Annotated in this window: 31 protein-coding genes; 30 read left to right on the forward strand and 1 reads right to left on the reverse strand. The window is 51.4% G+C overall.

The annotated features are described in order from the left end of the window. Nucleotides 1-127 precede the first annotated feature (127 nt). On the reverse strand, nt 128-718 hold the full coding sequence (locus JJB97_RS16430; RefSeq protein ID WP_238715150.1) for an ATP-dependent Clp protease proteolytic subunit: 591 nt from the start codon (nt 716-718) through the stop codon (nt 128-130). 181 nt (nt 719-899) lie between these two features. Here JJB97_RS16430 and bfd point away from each other — a divergent pair, with 181 nt between their 5' ends. The 30 genes from bfd (at nt 900) to rplQ (ending at nt 15703) form a co-directional block, all read left to right on the forward strand. Beyond that, nucleotides 900-1094 (forward strand): bacterioferritin-associated ferredoxin, encoded by a 195-nt coding sequence (gene bfd, locus JJB97_RS16435; protein ID WP_238715151.1) that lies wholly within the window; start codon nt 900-902, stop codon nt 1092-1094. Nucleotides 1095-1234: 140 nt separating this feature from the next. Beyond that, nucleotides 1235-1714, forward strand: coding sequence for a bacterioferritin (gene bfr / locus JJB97_RS16440; RefSeq protein ID WP_238715152.1), 480 nt, complete (start codon nt 1235-1237; stop codon nt 1712-1714). Nucleotides 1715-2047: 333 nt separating this feature from the next. Further along, nucleotides 2048-2359, forward strand: a complete 312-nt coding sequence (rpsJ, locus tag JJB97_RS16445; protein WP_001181005.1) for a 30S ribosomal protein S10 — start codon at nt 2048-2050, stop codon at nt 2357-2359. A 32-nt stretch (nt 2360-2391) separates the two neighbouring features. After that, nucleotides 2392-3021, forward strand: a complete 630-nt coding sequence (gene rplC / locus JJB97_RS16450; RefSeq protein ID WP_238715153.1) for a 50S ribosomal protein L3 — start codon at nt 2392-2394, stop codon at nt 3019-3021. A 10-nt stretch (nt 3022-3031) separates the two neighbouring features. After that, the gene (rplD, locus tag JJB97_RS16455) at nt 3032-3637 is read left to right on the forward strand and encodes a 50S ribosomal protein L4 (RefSeq protein WP_238715154.1); all 606 of its coding nucleotides are present in this window, start codon (nt 3032-3034) and stop codon (nt 3635-3637) included. Next, the gene (rplW, locus tag JJB97_RS16460) at nt 3634-3936 is read left to right on the forward strand and encodes a 50S ribosomal protein L23 (protein WP_238715155.1); all 303 of its coding nucleotides are present in this window, start codon (nt 3634-3636) and stop codon (nt 3934-3936) included. The genes rplD and rplW overlap by 4 nt, the downstream gene beginning before the upstream one ends. 17 nt (nt 3937-3953) lie before the next feature. Then, entirely contained in the window at nt 3954-4778 is an 825-nt protein-coding gene (gene rplB, locus JJB97_RS16465; RefSeq protein WP_238715156.1) for a 50S ribosomal protein L2, read from the forward strand. Between the two features lie 16 nt (nt 4779-4794). Next, nucleotides 4795-5073 carry a 30S ribosomal protein S19 gene (gene rpsS / locus JJB97_RS16470; protein WP_017374152.1) on the forward strand — a complete coding sequence of 93 codons (279 nt, stop codon included), beginning with the start codon at nt 4795-4797 and terminating at the stop codon, nt 5071-5073. A gap of 14 nt (nt 5074-5087) precedes the next feature. Next, nucleotides 5088-5420 (forward strand): 50S ribosomal protein L22, encoded by a 333-nt coding sequence (rplV, locus tag JJB97_RS16475; RefSeq protein WP_002438719.1) that lies wholly within the window; start codon nt 5088-5090, stop codon nt 5418-5420. A gap of 17 nt (nt 5421-5437) precedes the next feature. Continuing rightward, nucleotides 5438-6139, forward strand: coding sequence for a 30S ribosomal protein S3 (rpsC, locus tag JJB97_RS16480; protein WP_000529943.1), 702 nt, complete (start codon nt 5438-5440; stop codon nt 6137-6139). A 12-nt stretch (nt 6140-6151) separates the two neighbouring features. Next, nucleotides 6152-6562, forward strand: coding sequence for a 50S ribosomal protein L16 (gene rplP, locus JJB97_RS16485; protein WP_008927134.1), 411 nt, complete (start codon nt 6152-6154; stop codon nt 6560-6562). Continuing rightward, nucleotides 6562-6753 carry a 50S ribosomal protein L29 gene (gene rpmC, locus JJB97_RS16490; RefSeq protein WP_039288296.1) on the forward strand — a complete coding sequence of 64 codons (192 nt, stop codon included), beginning with the start codon at nt 6562-6564 and terminating at the stop codon, nt 6751-6753. The genes rplP and rpmC overlap by 1 nt, the downstream gene beginning before the upstream one ends. Continuing rightward, the gene (gene rpsQ / locus JJB97_RS16495) at nt 6753-7007 is read left to right on the forward strand and encodes a 30S ribosomal protein S17 (RefSeq protein WP_067427355.1); all 255 of its coding nucleotides are present in this window, start codon (nt 6753-6755) and stop codon (nt 7005-7007) included. Before rpmC ends, rpsQ begins: the two co-directional genes overlap by 1 nt. Before the next feature lie 166 nt (nt 7008-7173). Next, nucleotides 7174-7545, forward strand: a complete 372-nt coding sequence (gene rplN, locus JJB97_RS16500) for a 50S ribosomal protein L14 (RefSeq protein WP_035344535.1) — start codon at nt 7174-7176, stop codon at nt 7543-7545. A gap of 9 nt (nt 7546-7554) precedes the next feature. Then, on the forward strand, nt 7555-7869 hold the full coding sequence (gene rplX, locus JJB97_RS16505; protein ID WP_238715157.1) for a 50S ribosomal protein L24: 315 nt from the start codon (nt 7555-7557) through the stop codon (nt 7867-7869). A 14-nt stretch (nt 7870-7883) separates the two neighbouring features. Further along, the gene (rplE, locus tag JJB97_RS16510) at nt 7884-8423 is read left to right on the forward strand and encodes a 50S ribosomal protein L5 (protein ID WP_238715158.1); all 540 of its coding nucleotides are present in this window, start codon (nt 7884-7886) and stop codon (nt 8421-8423) included. Nucleotides 8424-8438: 15 nt separating this feature from the next. Further along, nucleotides 8439-8744, forward strand: coding sequence for a 30S ribosomal protein S14 (rpsN, locus tag JJB97_RS16515; RefSeq protein ID WP_017374147.1), 306 nt, complete (start codon nt 8439-8441; stop codon nt 8742-8744). Between the two features lie 33 nt (nt 8745-8777). After that, the gene (rpsH, locus tag JJB97_RS16520) at nt 8778-9170 is read left to right on the forward strand and encodes a 30S ribosomal protein S8 (protein WP_238715159.1); all 393 of its coding nucleotides are present in this window, start codon (nt 8778-8780) and stop codon (nt 9168-9170) included. A gap of 13 nt (nt 9171-9183) precedes the next feature. Then, nucleotides 9184-9717, forward strand: coding sequence for a 50S ribosomal protein L6 (rplF, locus tag JJB97_RS16525; RefSeq protein ID WP_238715160.1), 534 nt, complete (start codon nt 9184-9186; stop codon nt 9715-9717). A gap of 9 nt (nt 9718-9726) precedes the next feature. After that, nucleotides 9727-10080 carry a 50S ribosomal protein L18 gene (rplR, locus tag JJB97_RS16530; protein WP_238715161.1) on the forward strand — a complete coding sequence of 118 codons (354 nt, stop codon included), beginning with the start codon at nt 9727-9729 and terminating at the stop codon, nt 10078-10080. Nucleotides 10081-10094: 14 nt separating this feature from the next. After that, entirely contained in the window at nt 10095-10595 is a 501-nt protein-coding gene (rpsE, locus tag JJB97_RS16535; RefSeq protein WP_238715162.1) for a 30S ribosomal protein S5, read from the forward strand. A 6-nt stretch (nt 10596-10601) separates the two neighbouring features. Continuing rightward, nucleotides 10602-10781: a 50S ribosomal protein L30 gene (rpmD, locus tag JJB97_RS16540; RefSeq protein ID WP_238715163.1), complete on the forward strand. Its 180-nt coding sequence runs from the start codon at nt 10602-10604 to the stop codon at nt 10779-10781. Nucleotides 10782-10784: 3 nt separating this feature from the next. After that, complete coding sequence (rplO, locus tag JJB97_RS16545) at nt 10785-11219, forward strand: 50S ribosomal protein L15 (RefSeq protein ID WP_238715164.1); 435 nt, start codon at nt 10785-10787, stop codon at nt 11217-11219. A 7-nt stretch (nt 11220-11226) separates the two neighbouring features. Beyond that, nucleotides 11227-12549, forward strand: a complete 1323-nt coding sequence (gene secY / locus JJB97_RS16550; RefSeq protein ID WP_238715165.1) for a preprotein translocase subunit SecY — start codon at nt 11227-11229, stop codon at nt 12547-12549. Between the two features lie 36 nt (nt 12550-12585). Then, a complete protein-coding gene (gene rpmJ, locus JJB97_RS16555) occupies nt 12586-12702 on the forward strand; it encodes a 50S ribosomal protein L36 (RefSeq protein ID WP_071532735.1) in 117 nt (38 codons plus the stop codon). A gap of 147 nt (nt 12703-12849) precedes the next feature. Then, on the forward strand, nt 12850-13206 hold the full coding sequence (gene rpsM, locus JJB97_RS16560) for a 30S ribosomal protein S13 (RefSeq protein WP_238715166.1): 357 nt from the start codon (nt 12850-12852) through the stop codon (nt 13204-13206). Between the two features lie 16 nt (nt 13207-13222). Then, entirely contained in the window at nt 13223-13612 is a 390-nt protein-coding gene (gene rpsK / locus JJB97_RS16565; protein WP_004160563.1) for a 30S ribosomal protein S11, read from the forward strand. Between the two features lie 31 nt (nt 13613-13643). Next, nucleotides 13644-14264, forward strand: a complete 621-nt coding sequence (rpsD, locus tag JJB97_RS16570; protein WP_017374139.1) for a 30S ribosomal protein S4 — start codon at nt 13644-13646, stop codon at nt 14262-14264. 25 nt (nt 14265-14289) lie between these two features. Continuing rightward, entirely contained in the window at nt 14290-15279 is a 990-nt protein-coding gene (locus JJB97_RS16575; RefSeq protein ID WP_238715167.1) for a DNA-directed RNA polymerase subunit alpha, read from the forward strand. Between the two features lie 40 nt (nt 15280-15319). Beyond that, entirely contained in the window at nt 15320-15703 is a 384-nt protein-coding gene (rplQ, locus tag JJB97_RS16580) for a 50S ribosomal protein L17 (RefSeq protein WP_238715168.1), read from the forward strand. Nucleotides 15704-15773 lie beyond the last annotated feature (70 nt).

The following is a 15773-nucleotide window of genomic DNA, read 5'->3' on the forward strand; positions in this document are numbered from 1 at the left end:
CCGTTGGCGCGGGCGTGGTTGCTAAAGTTCTCGGCTAAGTTTTAGCAAAGAACTAAAAAGGGCGCTTCGGCGCCCTTTTTAATGCCGCTTTGTCTACCACAGCGCGGCTTTTTACGTACGCGCTATTTCAGCGTTTGCCCAGTTCGTCCTGATGAGTGATGAGGTGCGTAGCGATGCCGTACTCAATGGCTTCCTGCGGGCTCATCCAGAAGTTCCTGTCGGTATCCTGTACCACTTTCTCATACGGCTGGCCGGTGCCGTCGCTGATAATGCGATTGATTCTGTCGCGAATGCGCAGAATTTCATTGGCTTCAATCTGGATATCCGTTACCTGGCCGCGCACGCCGCCCAGCGGCTGATGAATCATAAAACGTGTGTTTGGCAGGGTATATCGGTTTTCTTTGCGGGCCGCGAGATAGATAGTGATGCCTGCGCTGGCGACCCAGCCGGTGCCCACAACCCGCACTTCAGGTCTGATAAATTTAATCATGTCGTGGATCGTATCGCCAGCTTCGACGTGACCCCCCTGACTGTTAATGAAAAGCGTAATCGGCTCGTCGCTCATTTCCTGGAGCGCCAGAAGCCTGGCCGTCACTTTCGCAGCCAGTTCCTGGGTAATTTTCTCGGAAATGATAACCGTACGGGATTTGAGCAGGGCTTTATCCACCGTTGGAGATTTTTCCTGCTCCTGCTTTTCCTGTTTCTGTTCTTCAGACATAACTGGCGACTCCATTATTCTTCCGTTTTCACAAGTGCGCACAGGTTAGCATAACTGTCAGGATTGCAACGATATCAATTCATGCATGCGTAGCGTATATACGGGAAACTCACATGAAAAATCTATTGTAATAATAAGCATTCTTATTTACACTTTGCTCGGTTTTTGAACGGGAGTTGCTATGTACGTTTGTTTATGCAATGGCGTGAGTGATAAAAAGGTTCGTCAGGCTGTGCGCCAGTTTCAGCCGCGGTCGTTTCAGCAGTTGCGTAAGTTTGTGCCTGTCGGCAATCAATGCGGTAAATGCGTTAAGGCCTGTCGGGAAATTATGCAGGAAGAATGGGAACAGATGCCGGACTATAAAGAAATTGCCTGATAACCTCTGTTTGCCAGCGGTTGTCGTCGTTGAGATCCTCTGAGCCCTGATGTCCGTCACATCAGACGCAACTTTTTTTGACTATCTCCATAGCCCATCTACGCTCAATGTAAATATGATGGAAACGGAGGGTCAAAATAATGAAAGGCGATGTAAAAATAATAAATTATCTCAACAAGTTGTTGGGTAATGAGCTTGTCGCGATTAATCAGTATTTTCTGCATGCAAGAATGTTTAAAGACTGGGGCCTCAAGCGTCTGAACGATGTTGAATACCATGAATCGATCGATGAAATGAAACACGCTGATAAATATATTGAGCGTATTTTATTTCTTGAAGGCATACCTAACTTACAGGATCTCGGTAAGCTGCGTATTGGCGAAGACGTTGAAGAGATGCTGCGGTCCGATCTGGCGCTGGAGCTGGAAGGGGCGAAAGATTTACGCGAAGCCATCGCTTATGCCGATACCATCCACGACTACGTTAGCCGCGATATGATGATCGCTATCCTGGCAGAAGAAGAACATCATATCGACTGGCTGGAAACTGAACTGGCGCTGATTGCCCGCATTGGTCTGCAAAACTATATTCAGTCGCAGCTTAAAAAAGAAGCCTCCTGAGTGGTCTGCCGCCGGGCGGGCGTTTGTTACCCGGCGGCATGGCGCTTAACTTAAGCTGTCGGGACGTTGTTAATCTTCTGTAACGTCACTCTCTCCTGCCTGATTTCATTATGCGTGTTTTATGAGCGCCCTTGCGTTAGGGCCAGTTTCGCGTATAATGCGCGGGCTGTCAGATATTGATGGCGGGTTCAACTGTAACCCCGGCGGTGATTTTGCTGCCAACAATGCCCCCAATTGGGGGGCTACGTAAATGAACGATTACACTCCCCCATCAATCGTAATGGGTGTGAGGAGTAATTCTTTTCGTCTATAAATAATTGGAGCTCTGGTCTCATGCAGAACCAAAGAATCCGTATCCGCCTTAAAGCGTTTGATCATCGCCTGATCGATCAATCAACCGCGGAAATCGTCGAGACTGCCAAGCGCACTGGTGCGCAGGTTCGTGGTCCGATCCCGCTGCCGACTCGCAAAGAGCGCTTCACCGTTCTGATCTCTCCGCACGTCAATAAAGACGCGCGCGATCAGTACGAAATCCGCACTCACAAGCGTCTGGTTGACATCGTTGAGCCAACCGAGAAAACCGTTGATGCTCTGATGCGTCTGGATCTGGCTGCCGGTGTAGACGTGCAGATCAGCCTGGGTTAATCAGGTCATTGAGCGATTGAGAGGTTGAAACAATGATTGGTTTAGTCGGTAAAAAAGTGGGTATGACCCGCATCTTCACTGAAGAAGGCGTTTCTATCCCTGTAACCGTTATTGAAGTTGAAGCAAACCGTGTTACTCAGGTTAAAGACCTGGCTAATGATGGCTACCGCGCGATCCAGGTTACCACCGGCGCTAAAAAAGCGAACCGCGTAACCAAGCCGGAAGCGGGTCACTTCGCTAAAGCTGGCGTAGAAGCTGGCCGTGGTCTGTGGGAATTCCGCTTAGGCGAAGGCGAAGAATTCACCGTAGGTCAGGATATTAGCGTTGAGCTGTTTGCTGACGTTAAAAAAGTCGACGTAACCGGTACCTCTAAAGGTAAAGGTTTCGCCGGTACCGTTAAGCGCTGGAACTTCCGTACCCAGGACGCGACTCACGGTAACTCCTTGTCTCACCGCGTTCCGGGTTCTATCGGTCAGAACCAGACTCCGGGCAAGGTATTCAAAGGCAAGAAAATGGCAGGTCAGCTGGGTAATGAGCGCGTAACCGTTCAGAGCCTGGATGTAGTACGCGTTGACGCTGAGCGCAACCTGCTGCTGGTTAAGGGCGCAGTTCCGGGTGCAACCGGTAGCGACCTCATCGTTAAACCAGCTGTGAAGGCGTGAGGAGATAGCAATGGAATTAGTACTGAAAGACGCTAACAGCGCGCTGACTGTTTCCGAAACTACCTTCGGTCGTGATTTCAACGAAGCGCTGGTACACCAGGTTGTAGTTGCTTACGCTGCAGGTGCCCGTCAGGGTACTCGCGCTCAGAAAACCCGTGCCGAAATCACTGGCTCCGGCAAAAAGCCGTGGCGCCAGAAAGGGACTGGTCGTGCGCGTTCTGGTTCCATCAAGAGCCCGATCTGGCGCTCTGGTGGCGTAACCTTTGCTGCACGTCCGCAGGACCACAGTCAAAAAGTTAACAAAAAGATGTACCGCGGCGCGCTGAAAAGCATTCTGTCCGAACTGGTACGTCAGGATCGTCTGATCGTTGTCGAGAAGTTCTCTGTTGAAGCGCCGAAAACTAAGCTGCTGGCGCAGAAACTGAAAGACATGGCGCTGGAAGATGTGCTGATCATCACCGGTGAACTGGATGAAAATCTGTTCCTGGCCGCGCGCAACCTGCATAAGGTTGACGTGCGCGATGCAAGCGGCATCGACCCGGTTAGCCTGATCGCCTTCGACAAAGTTGTCATGACTGCTGATGCTGTTAAGCAAGTTGAGGAGATGCTGGCATGATTCGTGAAGAACGTCTGCTGAAGGTGCTGCGCGCACCGCACGTTTCTGAAAAAGCGTCTACCGCGATGGAAAAACATAACACCATCGTTCTCAAAGTTGCTAAAGACGCGACCAAAGCAGAAATCAAAGCTGCTGTGCAGAAACTGTTTGAAGTCGAAGTCAATGACGTCCGTACCCTGGTAGTTAAGGGTAAGGTTAAGCGTCACGGGCAGCGTATCGGTCGTCGTAGCGACTGGAAAAAAGCTTACGTCACCCTGAAAGAAGGCCAGAACCTGGACTTCGTTGGCGGCGCTGAGTAAGTCGGAGGAGTAATACAATGGCAGTTGTTAAGTGTAAACCGACATCTCCGGGTCGTCGCCACGTCGTTAAAGTGGTCAACCCTGAGCTGCACAAGGGCAAACCTTTTGCGCCGTTGCTGGAAAAAAACAGCAAAACCGGTGGTCGTAACAACAATGGTCGCATCACCACTCGTCATATCGGTGGTGGCCACAAGCAGGCTTACCGTATTGTTGACTTCAAGCGCAACAAAGACGGCATCCCGGCTGTAGTTGAACGTCTTGAGTACGATCCGAACCGCTCTGCGAACATCGCGCTGGTTCTGTACAAAGACGGCGAGCGCCGTTACATCCTGGCCCCGAAAGGCCTGAAAGCTGGCGACCAGATTCAGTCTGGCGTTGATGCTGCAATCAAAACCGGCAACACCCTGCCGATGCGCAATATCCCGGTGGGTTCTACCGTGCATAACGTAGAAATGAAACCGGGTAAAGGCGGTCAGTTGGCGCGTTCTGCGGGCACCTACGTACAGATCGTCGCTCGCGACGGCGCTTACGTTACCCTGCGCCTGCGTTCTGGCGAAATGCGTAAAGTCGAAGCCGACTGCCGCGCGACCCTGGGCGAAGTTGGCAACGCAGAGCATATGCTGCGCGTTCTGGGTAAAGCAGGTGCAAACCGCTGGCGTGGCGTTCGTCCTACCGTTCGCGGTACTGCGATGAACCCGGTAGACCACCCACATGGTGGTGGTGAAGGTCGTAACTTTGGTAAGCACCCGGTAACGCCGTGGGGCGTTCAGACCAAAGGTAAGAAGACCCGCAGCAATAAGCGTACTGATAAATTCATCGTACGTCGCCGTAGCAAAAAATAATTTTAGAGGATAAGCCATGCCACGTTCTCTCAAGAAAGGTCCTTTTATTGACCTGCACTTGCTGAAGAAGGTAGAGAAAGCGGTGGAAAGCGGAGACAAGAAGCCCCTGCGCACCTGGTCCCGTCGTTCAACGATCTTTCCGAACATGATCGGTTTGACCATCGCTGTCCATAATGGTCGTCAGCACGTTCCGGTATTCGTCACCGACGAAATGGTCGGTCACAAGCTGGGTGAATTCGCACCGACCCGTACTTATCGCGGCCACGCGGCTGATAAAAAAGCCAAGAAACGCTAAGAGAGGAGGAAGAGATGGAAACTATCGCTAAACATCGCCATGCTCGTTCTTCTGCTCAGAAGGTTCGCCTGGTGGCTGACCTGATCCGCGGTAAGAAAGTGTCGCAGGCTCTGGATATTCTGACCTACACCAATAAGAAAGCGGCTGTACTGGTCAAGAAGGTTCTGGAATCTGCCATTGCTAACGCTGAACACAACGATGGCGCTGACATCGACGATCTGAAAGTCGCGAAAATTTTCGTCGACGAAGGCCCGAGCATGAAGCGCATTATGCCGCGTGCGAAAGGTCGTGCAGATCGCATCCTGAAGCGCACCAGCCACATTACTGTGGTTGTGTCCGATCGCTGAGACTCTGGAGACTAGCAATGGGTCAGAAAGTACATCCTAATGGTATTCGCCTGGGTATTGTAAAACCATGGAACTCTACCTGGTTTGCGAACACCAAAGAATTCGCTGACAACCTGGACAGCGACTTTAAAGTACGTCAGTACCTGACAAAGGAACTGGCTAAAGCGTCTGTATCTCGTATCGTTATCGAGCGTCCGGCTAAGAGCATCCGTGTGACCATTCACACCGCTCGCCCGGGTATCGTTATCGGTAAGAAAGGTGAAGACGTAGAAAAACTGCGCAAGATCGTAGCGGATATCGCTGGCGTTCCTGCGCAGATCAATATCGCCGAAGTGCGCAAGCCTGAACTGGATGCAAAACTGGTTGCTGACAGCATTACTTCGCAGTTGGAACGTCGCGTGATGTTCCGTCGTGCGATGAAGCGTGCTGTACAGAACGCAATGCGTCTGGGCGCGAAAGGTATCAAAGTGGAAGTGAGCGGCCGTCTGGGTGGTGCTGAGATCGCACGTACCGAATGGTACCGTGAAGGTCGTGTACCGCTGCATACGCTGCGTGCTGATATCGACTACAACACTTCTGAAGCGCACACCACTTACGGTGTAATCGGCGTTAAGGTGTGGATCTTCAAAGGTGAGATCCTGGGTGGTATGGCTGCTGTTGAACAACCGGAAAAACCGGCTGCGCAACCGAAAAAGCAGCAGCGTAAAGGCCGTAAATAAGGAGCGTCGCTGATGTTACAACCAAAGCGTACAAAATTCCGTAAAGTGCACAAAGGCCGCAACCGTGGTCTGGCTGCCGGTACGGATGTTAGCTTCGGCACTTTCGGTCTCAAAGCTGTTGGCCGTGGTCGTCTGACTGCCCGTCAGATCGAAGCAGCACGTCGTGCAATGACCCGTGCAGTTAAGCGTCAGGGTAAGATCTGGATCCGTGTATTCCCGGACAAACCGATCACCGAAAAGCCGCTGGAAGTGCGTATGGGTAAAGGTAAAGGTAACGTGGAGTACTGGGTTGCCTTGATTCAGCCGGGTAAAGTCCTGTATGAAATGGACGGCGTACCGGAAGAGCTGGCCCGTGAAGCATTCAAGCTGGCAGCAGCGAAACTGCCGATCAAAACCACCTTTGTAACTAAGACGGTGATGTAATGAAAGCAAAAGAGCTGCGTGAAAAGAGCGTTGAAGAGCTGAACACCGAGCTGCTTAACCTGCTGCGCGAGCAGTTCAACCTGCGCATGCAGGCGGCAAGTGGCCAGCTACAACAGACCCATCTGTTGAAGCAAGTGCGTCGTAATGTCGCACGCGTTAAGACTTTACTGACTCAGAAGGCGGGTGCGTAATGACTGACAAAATCCGTACTCTGCAGGGTCGCGTAATTAGCGACAAAATGCAGAAATCTGCGGTTGTTGCTATTGAGCGTTTCGTGAAGCATCCGATCTACGGTAAATTCATTAAGCGTACGACTAAGCTGCACATTCATGACGAAAATAACGAATGCGGTATCGGCGACGTGGTGGAAATCCGCGAATGCCGTCCGCTGTCTAAGACGAAGTCCTGGACACTCGTTCGCGTTGTAGAGAAAGCGATTCTGTAATACAGTAAACGCTTCTCAAGAATAAACGGCCCAGCGATGGGCCGTTTATTTTTTCTACCCATAGTCAGGAACCGGTGTTATAATGCCGCGCCCCTGAGTATGGGGTTTTCTAACGACCCATTTTCGGGTCCCAAAGTAGTAGTAGTTGACATTAGCGGAGCACTAAATGATCCAGGAACAGACTATGCTGAACGTCGCCGACAACTCCGGCGCGCGTCGCGTAATGTGTATCAAGGTTCTGGGTGGCTCGCACCGTCGCTACGCAGGCGTAGGCGATATCATCAAGATCACCATCAAAGAAGCGATTCCGCGTGGTAAGGTCAAAAAAGGTGATGTGCTGAAGGCGGTAGTGGTGCGCACCAGAAAGGGTGTTCGTCGCCCTGACGGTTCTGTCGTTCGCTTCGATGGCAATGCTTGTGTTCTTCTGAACAACAACAGCGAGCAGCCTATCGGAACGCGTATTTTTGGGCCGGTAACTCGTGAACTGCGTTCTGAAAAGTTCATGAAAATCATCTCTCTGGCACCAGAAGTACTCTAAGGAGCGAACATGGCAGCTAAAATCCGTCGTGATGACGAAATTATCGTGCTGACCGGCAAAGATAAAGGTAAGCGCGGTAAAGTAAAAAGTGTCCTTTCTTCCGGCAAGGTCATTGTTGAAGGTATCAACCTGGTTAAGAAACATCAGAAGCCGGTTCCGGCGCTGAACCAGCCAGGTGGCATCGTTGAAAAAGAAGCCGCAATTCAGGTTTCTAACGTTGCTCTCTTCAATGCGGCAATCGGTAAAGCGGACCGTGTAGGCTTTAGATTCGAAGACGGTAAAAAAGTCCGTTTCTTTAAATCTAATGGCGAAACTATTAAGTAATTTGGAGTAGTACGATGGCGAAACTGCATGATTACTACAAAGACGAAGTAGTTAAAAAACTCATGACTGAGTTCAACTACAATTCTGTCATGCAAGTCCCTCGGGTCGAGAAGATCACCCTGAACATGGGTGTTGGTGAAGCGATCGCTGACAAGAAACTGCTGGATAACGCAGCAGCCGACCTGGCAGCAATCTCCGGTCAAAAACCGCTGGTCACCAAAGCACGCAAATCTGTTGCAGGCTTCAAAATCCGTCAGGGCTATCCGATCGGCTGTAAAGTAACTCTGCGTGGCGAACGCATGTGGGAGTTCTTTGAGCGACTGATCACTATTGCTGTACCGCGTATCCGTGACTTCCGTGGCCTGTCCACTAAGTCTTTTGACGGCCGTGGCAACTACAGCATGGGTGTCCGTGAGCAGATCATCTTCCCGGAAATCGACTATGACAAAGTCGATCGCGTACGTGGTCTGGACATTACCATCACCACCACTGCGAAATCCGATGATGAAGGCCGCGCTCTGCTGGCTGCCTTTAACTTCCCGTTCCGCAAGTAAACCAGGGTTACATTCATGGCAAAGCAATCAATGAAAGCACGCGAAGTAAAACGCGTCGCTCTGGCTGAAAAATACTTCGCTAAACGCGCTGAACTTAAAGCGATCATCTCTGATGTGAACGCTTCCGACGAAGATCGTTGGAATGCTGTTCTCAAGCTGCAGAGTCTGCCGCGTGATTCCAGCCCGTCTCGTCAGCGTAACCGCTGCCGTCAGACTGGACGTCCGCATGGTGTTTTGCGGAAGTTCGGGTTGAGCCGTATTAAGGTCCGTGAAGCCGCAATGCGCGGCGAAATCCCGGGTCTGAAAAAGGCTAGCTGGTAATTGTCACCAATTGAATCACGGGAGTAAAGACAGATGAGCATGCAAGATCCGATCGCGGATATGCTGACCCGTATCCGTAACGGTCAGGCCGCGAACAAAGTTGCGGTCACCATGCCTTCCTCCAGGCTGAAAGTGGCAATTGCCAACGTGCTGAAGGAAGAAGGTTATATTGAAGATTTTAAAATTGAAGGCGACATCAAGCCTGAACTGGAACTGACGCTTAAGTATTTCCAGGGCAAGGCTGTGGTAGAGAGCATTCAGCGAGTCAGCCGTCCAGGTCTGCGCATCTATAAGAAAAAAGATGAGCTGCCGAAAGTTATGGCCGGTCTGGGTATTGCTGTCGTTTCTACCTCTAAAGGTGTTATGACCGATCGTGCAGCACGCCAGGCTGGTCTTGGTGGCGAAATTATCTGCTACGTAGCCTAATTGGAGGAAAACAATGTCTCGTGTTGCTAAAGCACCGGTCGTTATTCCTGCAGGCGTAGAGGTAAAACTCAACGGTCAGGTTATTTCGATCAAAGGTAAAAACGGCGAGCTGACTCGTACTATCAACGATGCTGTTGAAGTAAAACAGGCCGACAATGCGCTGACTTTCGGTCCGCGCGACGGTTTTGTTGACGGCTGGGCGCAGGCGGGTACCGCTCGTGCACTGCTCAACGCAATGGTTATCGGTGTTACCGAAGGCTTCACTAAGAAGCTGCAGCTGGTTGGTGTAGGTTATCGTGCAGCGGTTAAAGGTGATGTTGTAAACCTGTCTTTAGGTTTCTCTCACCCTATTGAACACAAGCTGCCGGCAGGGATTACTGCAGAGTGCCCGTCTCAAACTGAAATCGTGCTGAAAGGCGCTGATAAGCAGGTGATCGGCCAGGTTGCAGCAGATCTGCGCGCTTACCGTCGTCCTGAGCCTTACAAAGGCAAGGGTGTTCGTTACGCCGACGAAGTCGTGCGTACCAAAGAGGCTAAGAAGAAGTAAGGTAACACTATGGATAAGAAATCTGCTCGTATCCGTCGTGCGACCCGCGCACGTCGCAAGCTCCAGGAGCTGGGCGCAACTCGCCTGGTGGTACATCGTACCCCGCGTCATATTTACGCACAGGTAATTGCACCGAACGGTTCTGAGGTTCTGGTAGCCGCTTCTACTGTAGAGAAAGCTATCGTTGAGCAACTGAAGTACACCGGGAACAAAGACGCTGCCGCCGCTGTCGGTAAAGCTGTTGCTGAACGCGCTCTGGAAAAAGGCATCAAAGATGTCTCCTTTGACCGTTCCGGTTTCCAATATCATGGTCGTGTCCAGGCACTGGCAGATGCTGCCCGTGAAGCTGGCCTTCAGTTCTAAGGTAGAGGTGTAAGATGGCTCACATCGAAAAACAAGCTGGCGAACTGCAGGAAAAGCTGATCGCGGTAAACCGTGTATCTAAAACTGTTAAAGGTGGCCGTATTTTCTCCTTTACCGCACTGACTGTAGTGGGTGATGGAAATGGTCGCGTAGGTTTTGGTTACGGTAAAGCGCGTGAAGTTCCGGCAGCGATCCAGAAAGCGATGGAAAAAGCCCGTCGCAATATGATTAACGTCGCGCTGAACAACGGCACCCTGCAGCACCCGGTTAAAGGTGTTCACACGGGGTCTCGCGTGTTCATGCAGCCGGCTTCCGAAGGTACCGGTATCATCGCCGGTGGTGCAATGCGCGCCGTCCTGGAAGTCGCTGGAGTTCATAACGTTCTCGCTAAGGCCTATGGTTCCACCAACCCGATCAACGTGGTTCGTGCAACTATCGATGGCCTGGAGAACATGAAATCTCCGGAAATGGTCGCTGCCAAGCGTGGTAAATCCGTTGAAGAAATTCTGGGGTAATTGACCATGGCGAAGACTATTAAAATCACTCAAACCCGCAGCGCAATCGGTCGTTTGCCGAAGCATAAGGCAACGCTGACTGGCTTAGGATTGCGTCGTATTGGACATACCGTTGAGCGCGAGGATACTCCTGCCGTTCGTGGTATGGTCAACGCGGTTTCCTACATGGTTAAAGTTGAGGAGTAAGAGATGCGTTTAAATACTCTGTCTCCGGCCGAAGGGGCTAAGCGCGAAGGCAAGCGTCTGGGGCGTGGTATCGGTTCTGGCCTCGGTAAAACCGGTGGTCGTGGTCACAAAGGTCAGAAATCTCGTTCTGGCGGTGGCGTACGTCGCGGGTTCGAGGGTGGCCAGATGCCGCTGTATCGTCGTCTGCCGAAGTTCGGTTTCACCTCTCGCAAGGCGATGGTTACGGCAGAAGTTCGTCTGTCCGATCTCGCTAAAGTGGAAGGCGACGTCGTTGACCTGAACACGCTGAAAGCAGCTAACATTATCGGCATCCAGATCGAGTTCGCGAAAGTGATCTTGGCTGGTGAAGTCACTGCTCCGGTAACCGTTCGTGGCCTGCGTGTGACTAAAGGTGCTCGTGCTGCTATCGAAGCTGCTGGCGGTAAAATCGAGGAATAAGTAGCAGATGGCAAAGCAACCAGGATTAGATTTTCAAAGTGCTAAGGGCGGTTTCGGCGAACTGAAGCGCAGACTTTTGTTTGTTATCGGTGCGTTGATCGTGTTCCGCATTGGTTCTTTTATTCCGATCCCTGGTATCGATGCCACTGTTCTTGCTAAACTGCTCGATCAACAGCGTGGCACCATCATTGAAATGTTCAACATGTTCTCTGGTGGTGCGTTAAGCCGTGCTTCTATCTTTGCGCTGGGTATCATGCCGTACATTTCGGCATCGATTATTATCCAGTTGCTGACGGTGGTTCATCCCGCCCTGGCAGAGCTTAAGAAAGAGGGGGAGTCTGGCCGTCGTAAGATAAGCCAGTACACTCGTTATAGCACGTTGGTGCTGGCGATATTCCAGTCGATCGGTATTGCTACCGGTCTGCCGAATATGCCTGGGATGCAGGGTCTGGTCATTAATCCAGGCTTTGCATTCTATTTCACCGCTGTTGTAAGCCTTGTCACGGGAACCATGTTCCTGATGTGGCTGGGCGAACAGATTACTGAGCGTGGTATCGGTAACGGTATCTCAATCATAATCTTCGCAGGTATTGTTGCGGGACTCCCGCCGGCCATTGGTCATACCATCGAGCAAGCGCGGCAGGGCAACCTGCACTTCCTCCTGTTGCTGTTGGTTGCAGTATTAGTATTCGCAGTGACTTTCTTTGTTGTTTTCGTTGAGCGTGGCCAACGCCGCATCGTGGTGAACTATGCTAAACGTCAACAGGGACGTCGTGTTTATGCTGCACAGAGCACACATTTGCCGCTGAAAGTGAATATGGCAGGGGTTATCCCGGCAATCTTCGCTTCCAGTATAATTCTGTTCCCGGCGACCATCGCGTCGTGGTTCGGGGGCAGTACCGGTTGGGGCTGGCTGTCAACTATTTCGCTGTATTTGCAGCCTGGGCAGCCGCTTTATGTGTTACTCTATGCGTCTGCAATCATCTTCTTCTGTTTCTTCTACACGGCGTTGGTTTTCAACCCGCGTGAAACAGCAGAGAACCTGAAGAAGTCCGGTGCATTTGTACCAGGAATTCGTCCGGGAGAGCAAACGGCGAAGTACATTGATAAAGTAATGACCCGTCTGACTCTGGTCGGCGCGCTTTATATTACTTTTATCTGCCTGATCCCGGAGTTCATGCGTGATGCGATGAAAGTGCCGTTCTACTTCGGTGGAACTTCGCTGCTTATCGTTGTTGTCGTGATTATGGACTTTATGGCTCAAGTGCAAACTCTGATGATGTCCAGTCAGTATGAGTCTGCATTGAAAAAGGCTAACCTTAAAGGCTAAGGCCGACAGGCGCCTGAGAAGTTACGGAGAGTAAAAATGAAAGTTCGTGCTTCCGTCAAGAAAATGTGCCGTAACTGCAAAATCGTTAAGCGTGATGGCGTCATCCGCGTGATTTGCAGCGCCGAGCCGAAGCATAAACAGCGTCAGGGCTGATTTATCTCGCATATTTTTCTTGCAAAGTTGGGTTGAGCTGGCTAGATTAGCCAGCCAATCTTTTGTATGTTTGTGCGTTTCCATTTGAGTATCCTGAAAACGGGCTTTTCAGCATGGAGCGTACATATCAAATTATAGGAGTGCATAGTGGCCCGTATAGCAGGCATTAACATTCCTGATCACAAACATGCTGTAATCGCGTTAACCGCTATTTATGGCGTCGGCAAAACCCGCTCCAAGGCCATCTGTGCCGCTGCGGGCATCGCTGAAGATGTTAAGATCAGTGAGCTGTCTGAAGAACAGATCGACACGCTGCGTGACGAAGTTGGTAAGTTCGTTGTAGAAGGCGATCTGCGTCGTGAAATTACCCTGAGCATCAAGCGTCTGATGGACCTTGGCTGCTATCGTGGTTTGCGTCATCGTCGTGGTCTTCCGGTTCGCGGTCAGCGTACCAAGACCAATGCTCGTACCCGTAAGGGTCCGCGCAAACCGATCAAGAAATAATCGGGGTGATTGAATAATGGCAAAGGCACCAGTTCGTGCACGTAAGCGTGTAAGAAAGCAAGTCTCTGACGGCGTGGCTCATGTCCATGCCTCTTTCAACAACACCATCGTGACTATTACCGATCGTCAGGGTAACGCGTTGGGTTGGGCAACCGCCGGTGGTTCCGGTTTCCGTGGTTCACGTAAGTCCACTCCGTTTGCAGCTCAGGTTGCAGCAGAGCGCTGCGCTGAGGCCGTGAAAGATTACGGTATCAAGAACCTCGAAGTTATGGTTAAGGGTCCGGGTCCGGGCCGTGAATCTACGATTCGCGCTCTGAACGCCGCTGGTTTTCGCATCACAAATATTACTGATGTGACTCCGATCCCTCACAACGGTTGTCGTCCGCCGAAAAAACGTCGCGTATAACGCCCGTTTTTAGGAATGTTGGAGAAAGAAAATGGCAAGATATTTGGGTCCTAAGCTCAAGCTGAGCCGTCGCGAGGGCACAGACCTGTTCCTGAAGTCTGGCGTTCGCGCGATTGATACCAAGTGTAAAATTGAACAAGCCCCTGGCCAGCACGGCGCGCGTAAGCCGCGTCTGTCTGACTATGGTGTGCAGTTGCGTGAGAAGCAGAAAGTTCGCCGTATCTACGGTGTGCTGGAGCGTCAGTTCCGTAACTACTATAAAGAAGCAGCGCGTCTGAAAGGCAACACTGGTGAAAACCTGTTGGCTCTGCTGGAAGGTCGTCTGGACAACGTAGTCTACCGTATGGGCTTCGGCGCCACTCGTGCAGAAGCACGCCAGTTGGTTAGCCACAAAGCGGTTATGGTAAACGGTCGTGTTGTTAACATCGCTTCTTATCAGGTTAAACCGAACGACGTTGTTAGCGTCCGTGAGAAGGCCAAGAAGCAGTCTCGCGTGAAAGCCGCTCTTGAGCTGGCTGAACAGCGTGAAAAGCCAACTTGGCTGGAAGTTGATGCTGGCAAGATGGAAGGCACGTTCAAGCGTAAGCCGGAGCGTTCCGATCTGTCTGCGGACATTAACGAACACCTGATCGTCGAGCTTTACTCCAAGTAAAGCTTAGTACCAAAGAGAGGACACAATGCAGGGTTCTGTGACAGAGTTTCTAAAACCGCGCCTGGTAGATATCGAGCAAGTGAGTTCGACGCACGCCAAGGTGACCCTTGAGCCTTTAGAGCGTGGCTTTGGCCATACTCTGGGTAACGCACTGCGCCGTATTCTGCTTTCATCAATGCCGGGTTGCGCGGTGACCGAAGTTGAGATTGATGGTGTACTTCATGAGTACAGCACCAAAGAGGGCGTCCAGGAAGATATTCTGGAAATCCTGCTCAACCTGAAAGGGCTGGCGGTAAGAGTTCAGGGTAAAGATGAAGTCATCCTTTCTCTGAATAAGTCTGGCATTGGCCCTGTGACTGCAGCCGACATCACCCACGACGGTGATGTTGAAATCGTCAAGCCGCAGCATGTGATCTGCCACCTGACCGATGAAAACGCATCTATTAGCATGCGTATCAAAATTCAGCGTGGACGCGGTTATGTGCCGGCTTCTGCCCGAATTCATTCGGAAGAAGATGAGCGCCCGATCGGTCGTCTGCTGGTCGATGCCTGCTACAGCCCTGTAGAGCGTATTGCCTACAATGTTGAAGCGGCGCGTGTAGAACAGCGTACCGACCTGGATAAGCTGGTCATCGAAATGGAAACCAACGGCACAATCGATCCTGAAGAGGCGATTCGTCGTGCGGCGACCATCCTGGCCGAACAACTGGAAGCTTTCGTTGACCTGCGTGATGTACGTCAGCCGGAAGTGAAAGAAGAGAAACCAGAATTCGATCCGATCCTGCTGCGCCCTGTTGACGATCTGGAATTGACTGTCCGCTCTGCTAACTGCCTTAAGGCAGAAGCTATCCACTATATCGGTGATCTGGTACAGCGTACCGAGGTTGAGCTGCTTAAAACGCCTAACCTGGGTAAAAAATCTCTTACTGAGATTAAAGACGTGCTGGCTTCGCGTGGTCTGTCTCTGGGCATGCGCCTGGAAAACTGGCCGCCGGCAAGCATTGCTGACGAGTAACCGGATCACAGGTTAAGGTTTTACTGAGAAGGATAAGGTCATGCGCCATCGTAAGAGTGGTCGTCAACTGAACCGCAACAGCAGCCATCGCCAGGCTATGTTCCGCAATATGGCAGGTTCACTGGTTCGTCATGAGATAATCAAGACGACTCTGCCGAAAGCGAAAGAGCTGCGTCGCGTAGTTGAGCCGCTGATTACTCTTGCCAAGACTGATAGCGTTGCTAATCGTCGTCTGGCATTCGCCCGTACTCGTGATAACGAGATCGTGGCAAAACTGTTTAACGAGCTTGGCCCGCGTTTCGCGAGCCGCGCAGGTGGTTACACTCGCATTCTGAAGTGTGGCTTCCGCGCAGGCGACAATGCTCCGATGGCTTACATCGAGCTGGTTGACCGCCCTGAGCCGCAGGTAGAAGCAGCAGAGTAATCTGCCGTAAAAAATAAAAAAACCCGCTTTGGCGCTGAGGAATCCCCAGTAATGGGCGGGTAAAAAAGGA

The organism is Tenebrionibacter intestinalis, assembly GCF_016632365.1.
In the GTDB taxonomy this organism is placed as follows: Bacteria; Pseudomonadota; Gammaproteobacteria; order Enterobacterales; family Enterobacteriaceae; genus Tenebrionibacter; species Tenebrionibacter intestinalis.

Bases quoted from the DNA above. Each gene is read 5' to 3' on its own strand.
- rplD (WP_238715154.1), top strand. From the start codon at position 3,032: ATGGAATTAGTACTGAAAGACGCTAACAGCGCGCTGACTGTTTCCGAA.
- rplB (WP_238715156.1), top strand. From the start codon at position 3,954: ATGGCAGTTGTTAAGTGTAAACCGACATCTCCGGGTCGTCGCCACGTC.
- rplP (WP_008927134.1), top strand. From the start codon at position 6,152: ATGTTACAACCAAAGCGTACAAAATTCCGTAAAGTGCACAAAGGCCGC.
- rplO (WP_238715164.1), top strand. From the start codon at position 10,785: ATGCGTTTAAATACTCTGTCTCCGGCCGAAGGGGCTAAGCGCGAAGGC.
- rplV (WP_002438719.1), top strand. From the start codon at position 5,088: ATGGAAACTATCGCTAAACATCGCCATGCTCGTTCTTCTGCTCAGAAG.
- rplX (WP_238715157.1), top strand. From the start codon at position 7,555: ATGGCAGCTAAAATCCGTCGTGATGACGAAATTATCGTGCTGACCGGC.
- rpmJ (WP_071532735.1), top strand. From the start codon at position 12,586: ATGAAAGTTCGTGCTTCCGTCAAGAAAATGTGCCGTAACTGCAAAATC.
- rplF (WP_238715160.1), top strand. From the start codon at position 9,184: ATGTCTCGTGTTGCTAAAGCACCGGTCGTTATTCCTGCAGGCGTAGAG.
- bfr (WP_238715152.1), top strand. From the start codon at position 1,235: ATGAAAGGCGATGTAAAAATAATAAATTATCTCAACAAGTTGTTGGGT.
- rpsC (WP_000529943.1), top strand. From the start codon at position 5,438: ATGGGTCAGAAAGTACATCCTAATGGTATTCGCCTGGGTATTGTAAAA.
- rpsS (WP_017374152.1), top strand. From the start codon at position 4,795: ATGCCACGTTCTCTCAAGAAAGGTCCTTTTATTGACCTGCACTTGCTG.
- bfd (WP_238715151.1), top strand. From the start codon at position 900: ATGTACGTTTGTTTATGCAATGGCGTGAGTGATAAAAAGGTTCGTCAG.
- rplE (WP_238715158.1), top strand. From the start codon at position 7,884: ATGGCGAAACTGCATGATTACTACAAAGACGAAGTAGTTAAAAAACTC.
- rplQ (WP_238715168.1), top strand. From the start codon at position 15,320: ATGCGCCATCGTAAGAGTGGTCGTCAACTGAACCGCAACAGCAGCCAT.
- secY (WP_238715165.1), top strand. From the start codon at position 11,227: ATGGCAAAGCAACCAGGATTAGATTTTCAAAGTGCTAAGGGCGGTTTC.
- rpsE (WP_238715162.1), top strand. From the start codon at position 10,095: ATGGCTCACATCGAAAAACAAGCTGGCGAACTGCAGGAAAAGCTGATC.
- rplC (WP_238715153.1), top strand. From the start codon at position 2,392: ATGATTGGTTTAGTCGGTAAAAAAGTGGGTATGACCCGCATCTTCACT.
- rpsK (WP_004160563.1), top strand. From the start codon at position 13,223: ATGGCAAAGGCACCAGTTCGTGCACGTAAGCGTGTAAGAAAGCAAGTC.
- rplW (WP_238715155.1), top strand. From the start codon at position 3,634: ATGATTCGTGAAGAACGTCTGCTGAAGGTGCTGCGCGCACCGCACGTT.
- JJB97_RS16575 (WP_238715167.1), top strand. From the start codon at position 14,290: ATGCAGGGTTCTGTGACAGAGTTTCTAAAACCGCGCCTGGTAGATATC.
- rplN (WP_035344535.1), top strand. From the start codon at position 7,174: ATGATCCAGGAACAGACTATGCTGAACGTCGCCGACAACTCCGGCGCG.
- rpmC (WP_039288296.1), top strand. From the start codon at position 6,562: ATGAAAGCAAAAGAGCTGCGTGAAAAGAGCGTTGAAGAGCTGAACACC.
- JJB97_RS16430 (WP_238715150.1), bottom strand. From the start codon at position 718: ATGTCTGAAGAACAGAAACAGGAAAAGCAGGAGCAGGAAAAATCTCCA.
- rpsD (WP_017374139.1), top strand. From the start codon at position 13,644: ATGGCAAGATATTTGGGTCCTAAGCTCAAGCTGAGCCGTCGCGAGGGC.
- rpmD (WP_238715163.1), top strand. From the start codon at position 10,602: ATGGCGAAGACTATTAAAATCACTCAAACCCGCAGCGCAATCGGTCGT.
- rpsQ (WP_067427355.1), top strand. From the start codon at position 6,753: ATGACTGACAAAATCCGTACTCTGCAGGGTCGCGTAATTAGCGACAAA.
- rpsH (WP_238715159.1), top strand. From the start codon at position 8,778: ATGAGCATGCAAGATCCGATCGCGGATATGCTGACCCGTATCCGTAAC.
- rpsJ (WP_001181005.1), top strand. From the start codon at position 2,048: ATGCAGAACCAAAGAATCCGTATCCGCCTTAAAGCGTTTGATCATCGC.
- rpsN (WP_017374147.1), top strand. From the start codon at position 8,439: ATGGCAAAGCAATCAATGAAAGCACGCGAAGTAAAACGCGTCGCTCTG.
- rplR (WP_238715161.1), top strand. From the start codon at position 9,727: ATGGATAAGAAATCTGCTCGTATCCGTCGTGCGACCCGCGCACGTCGC.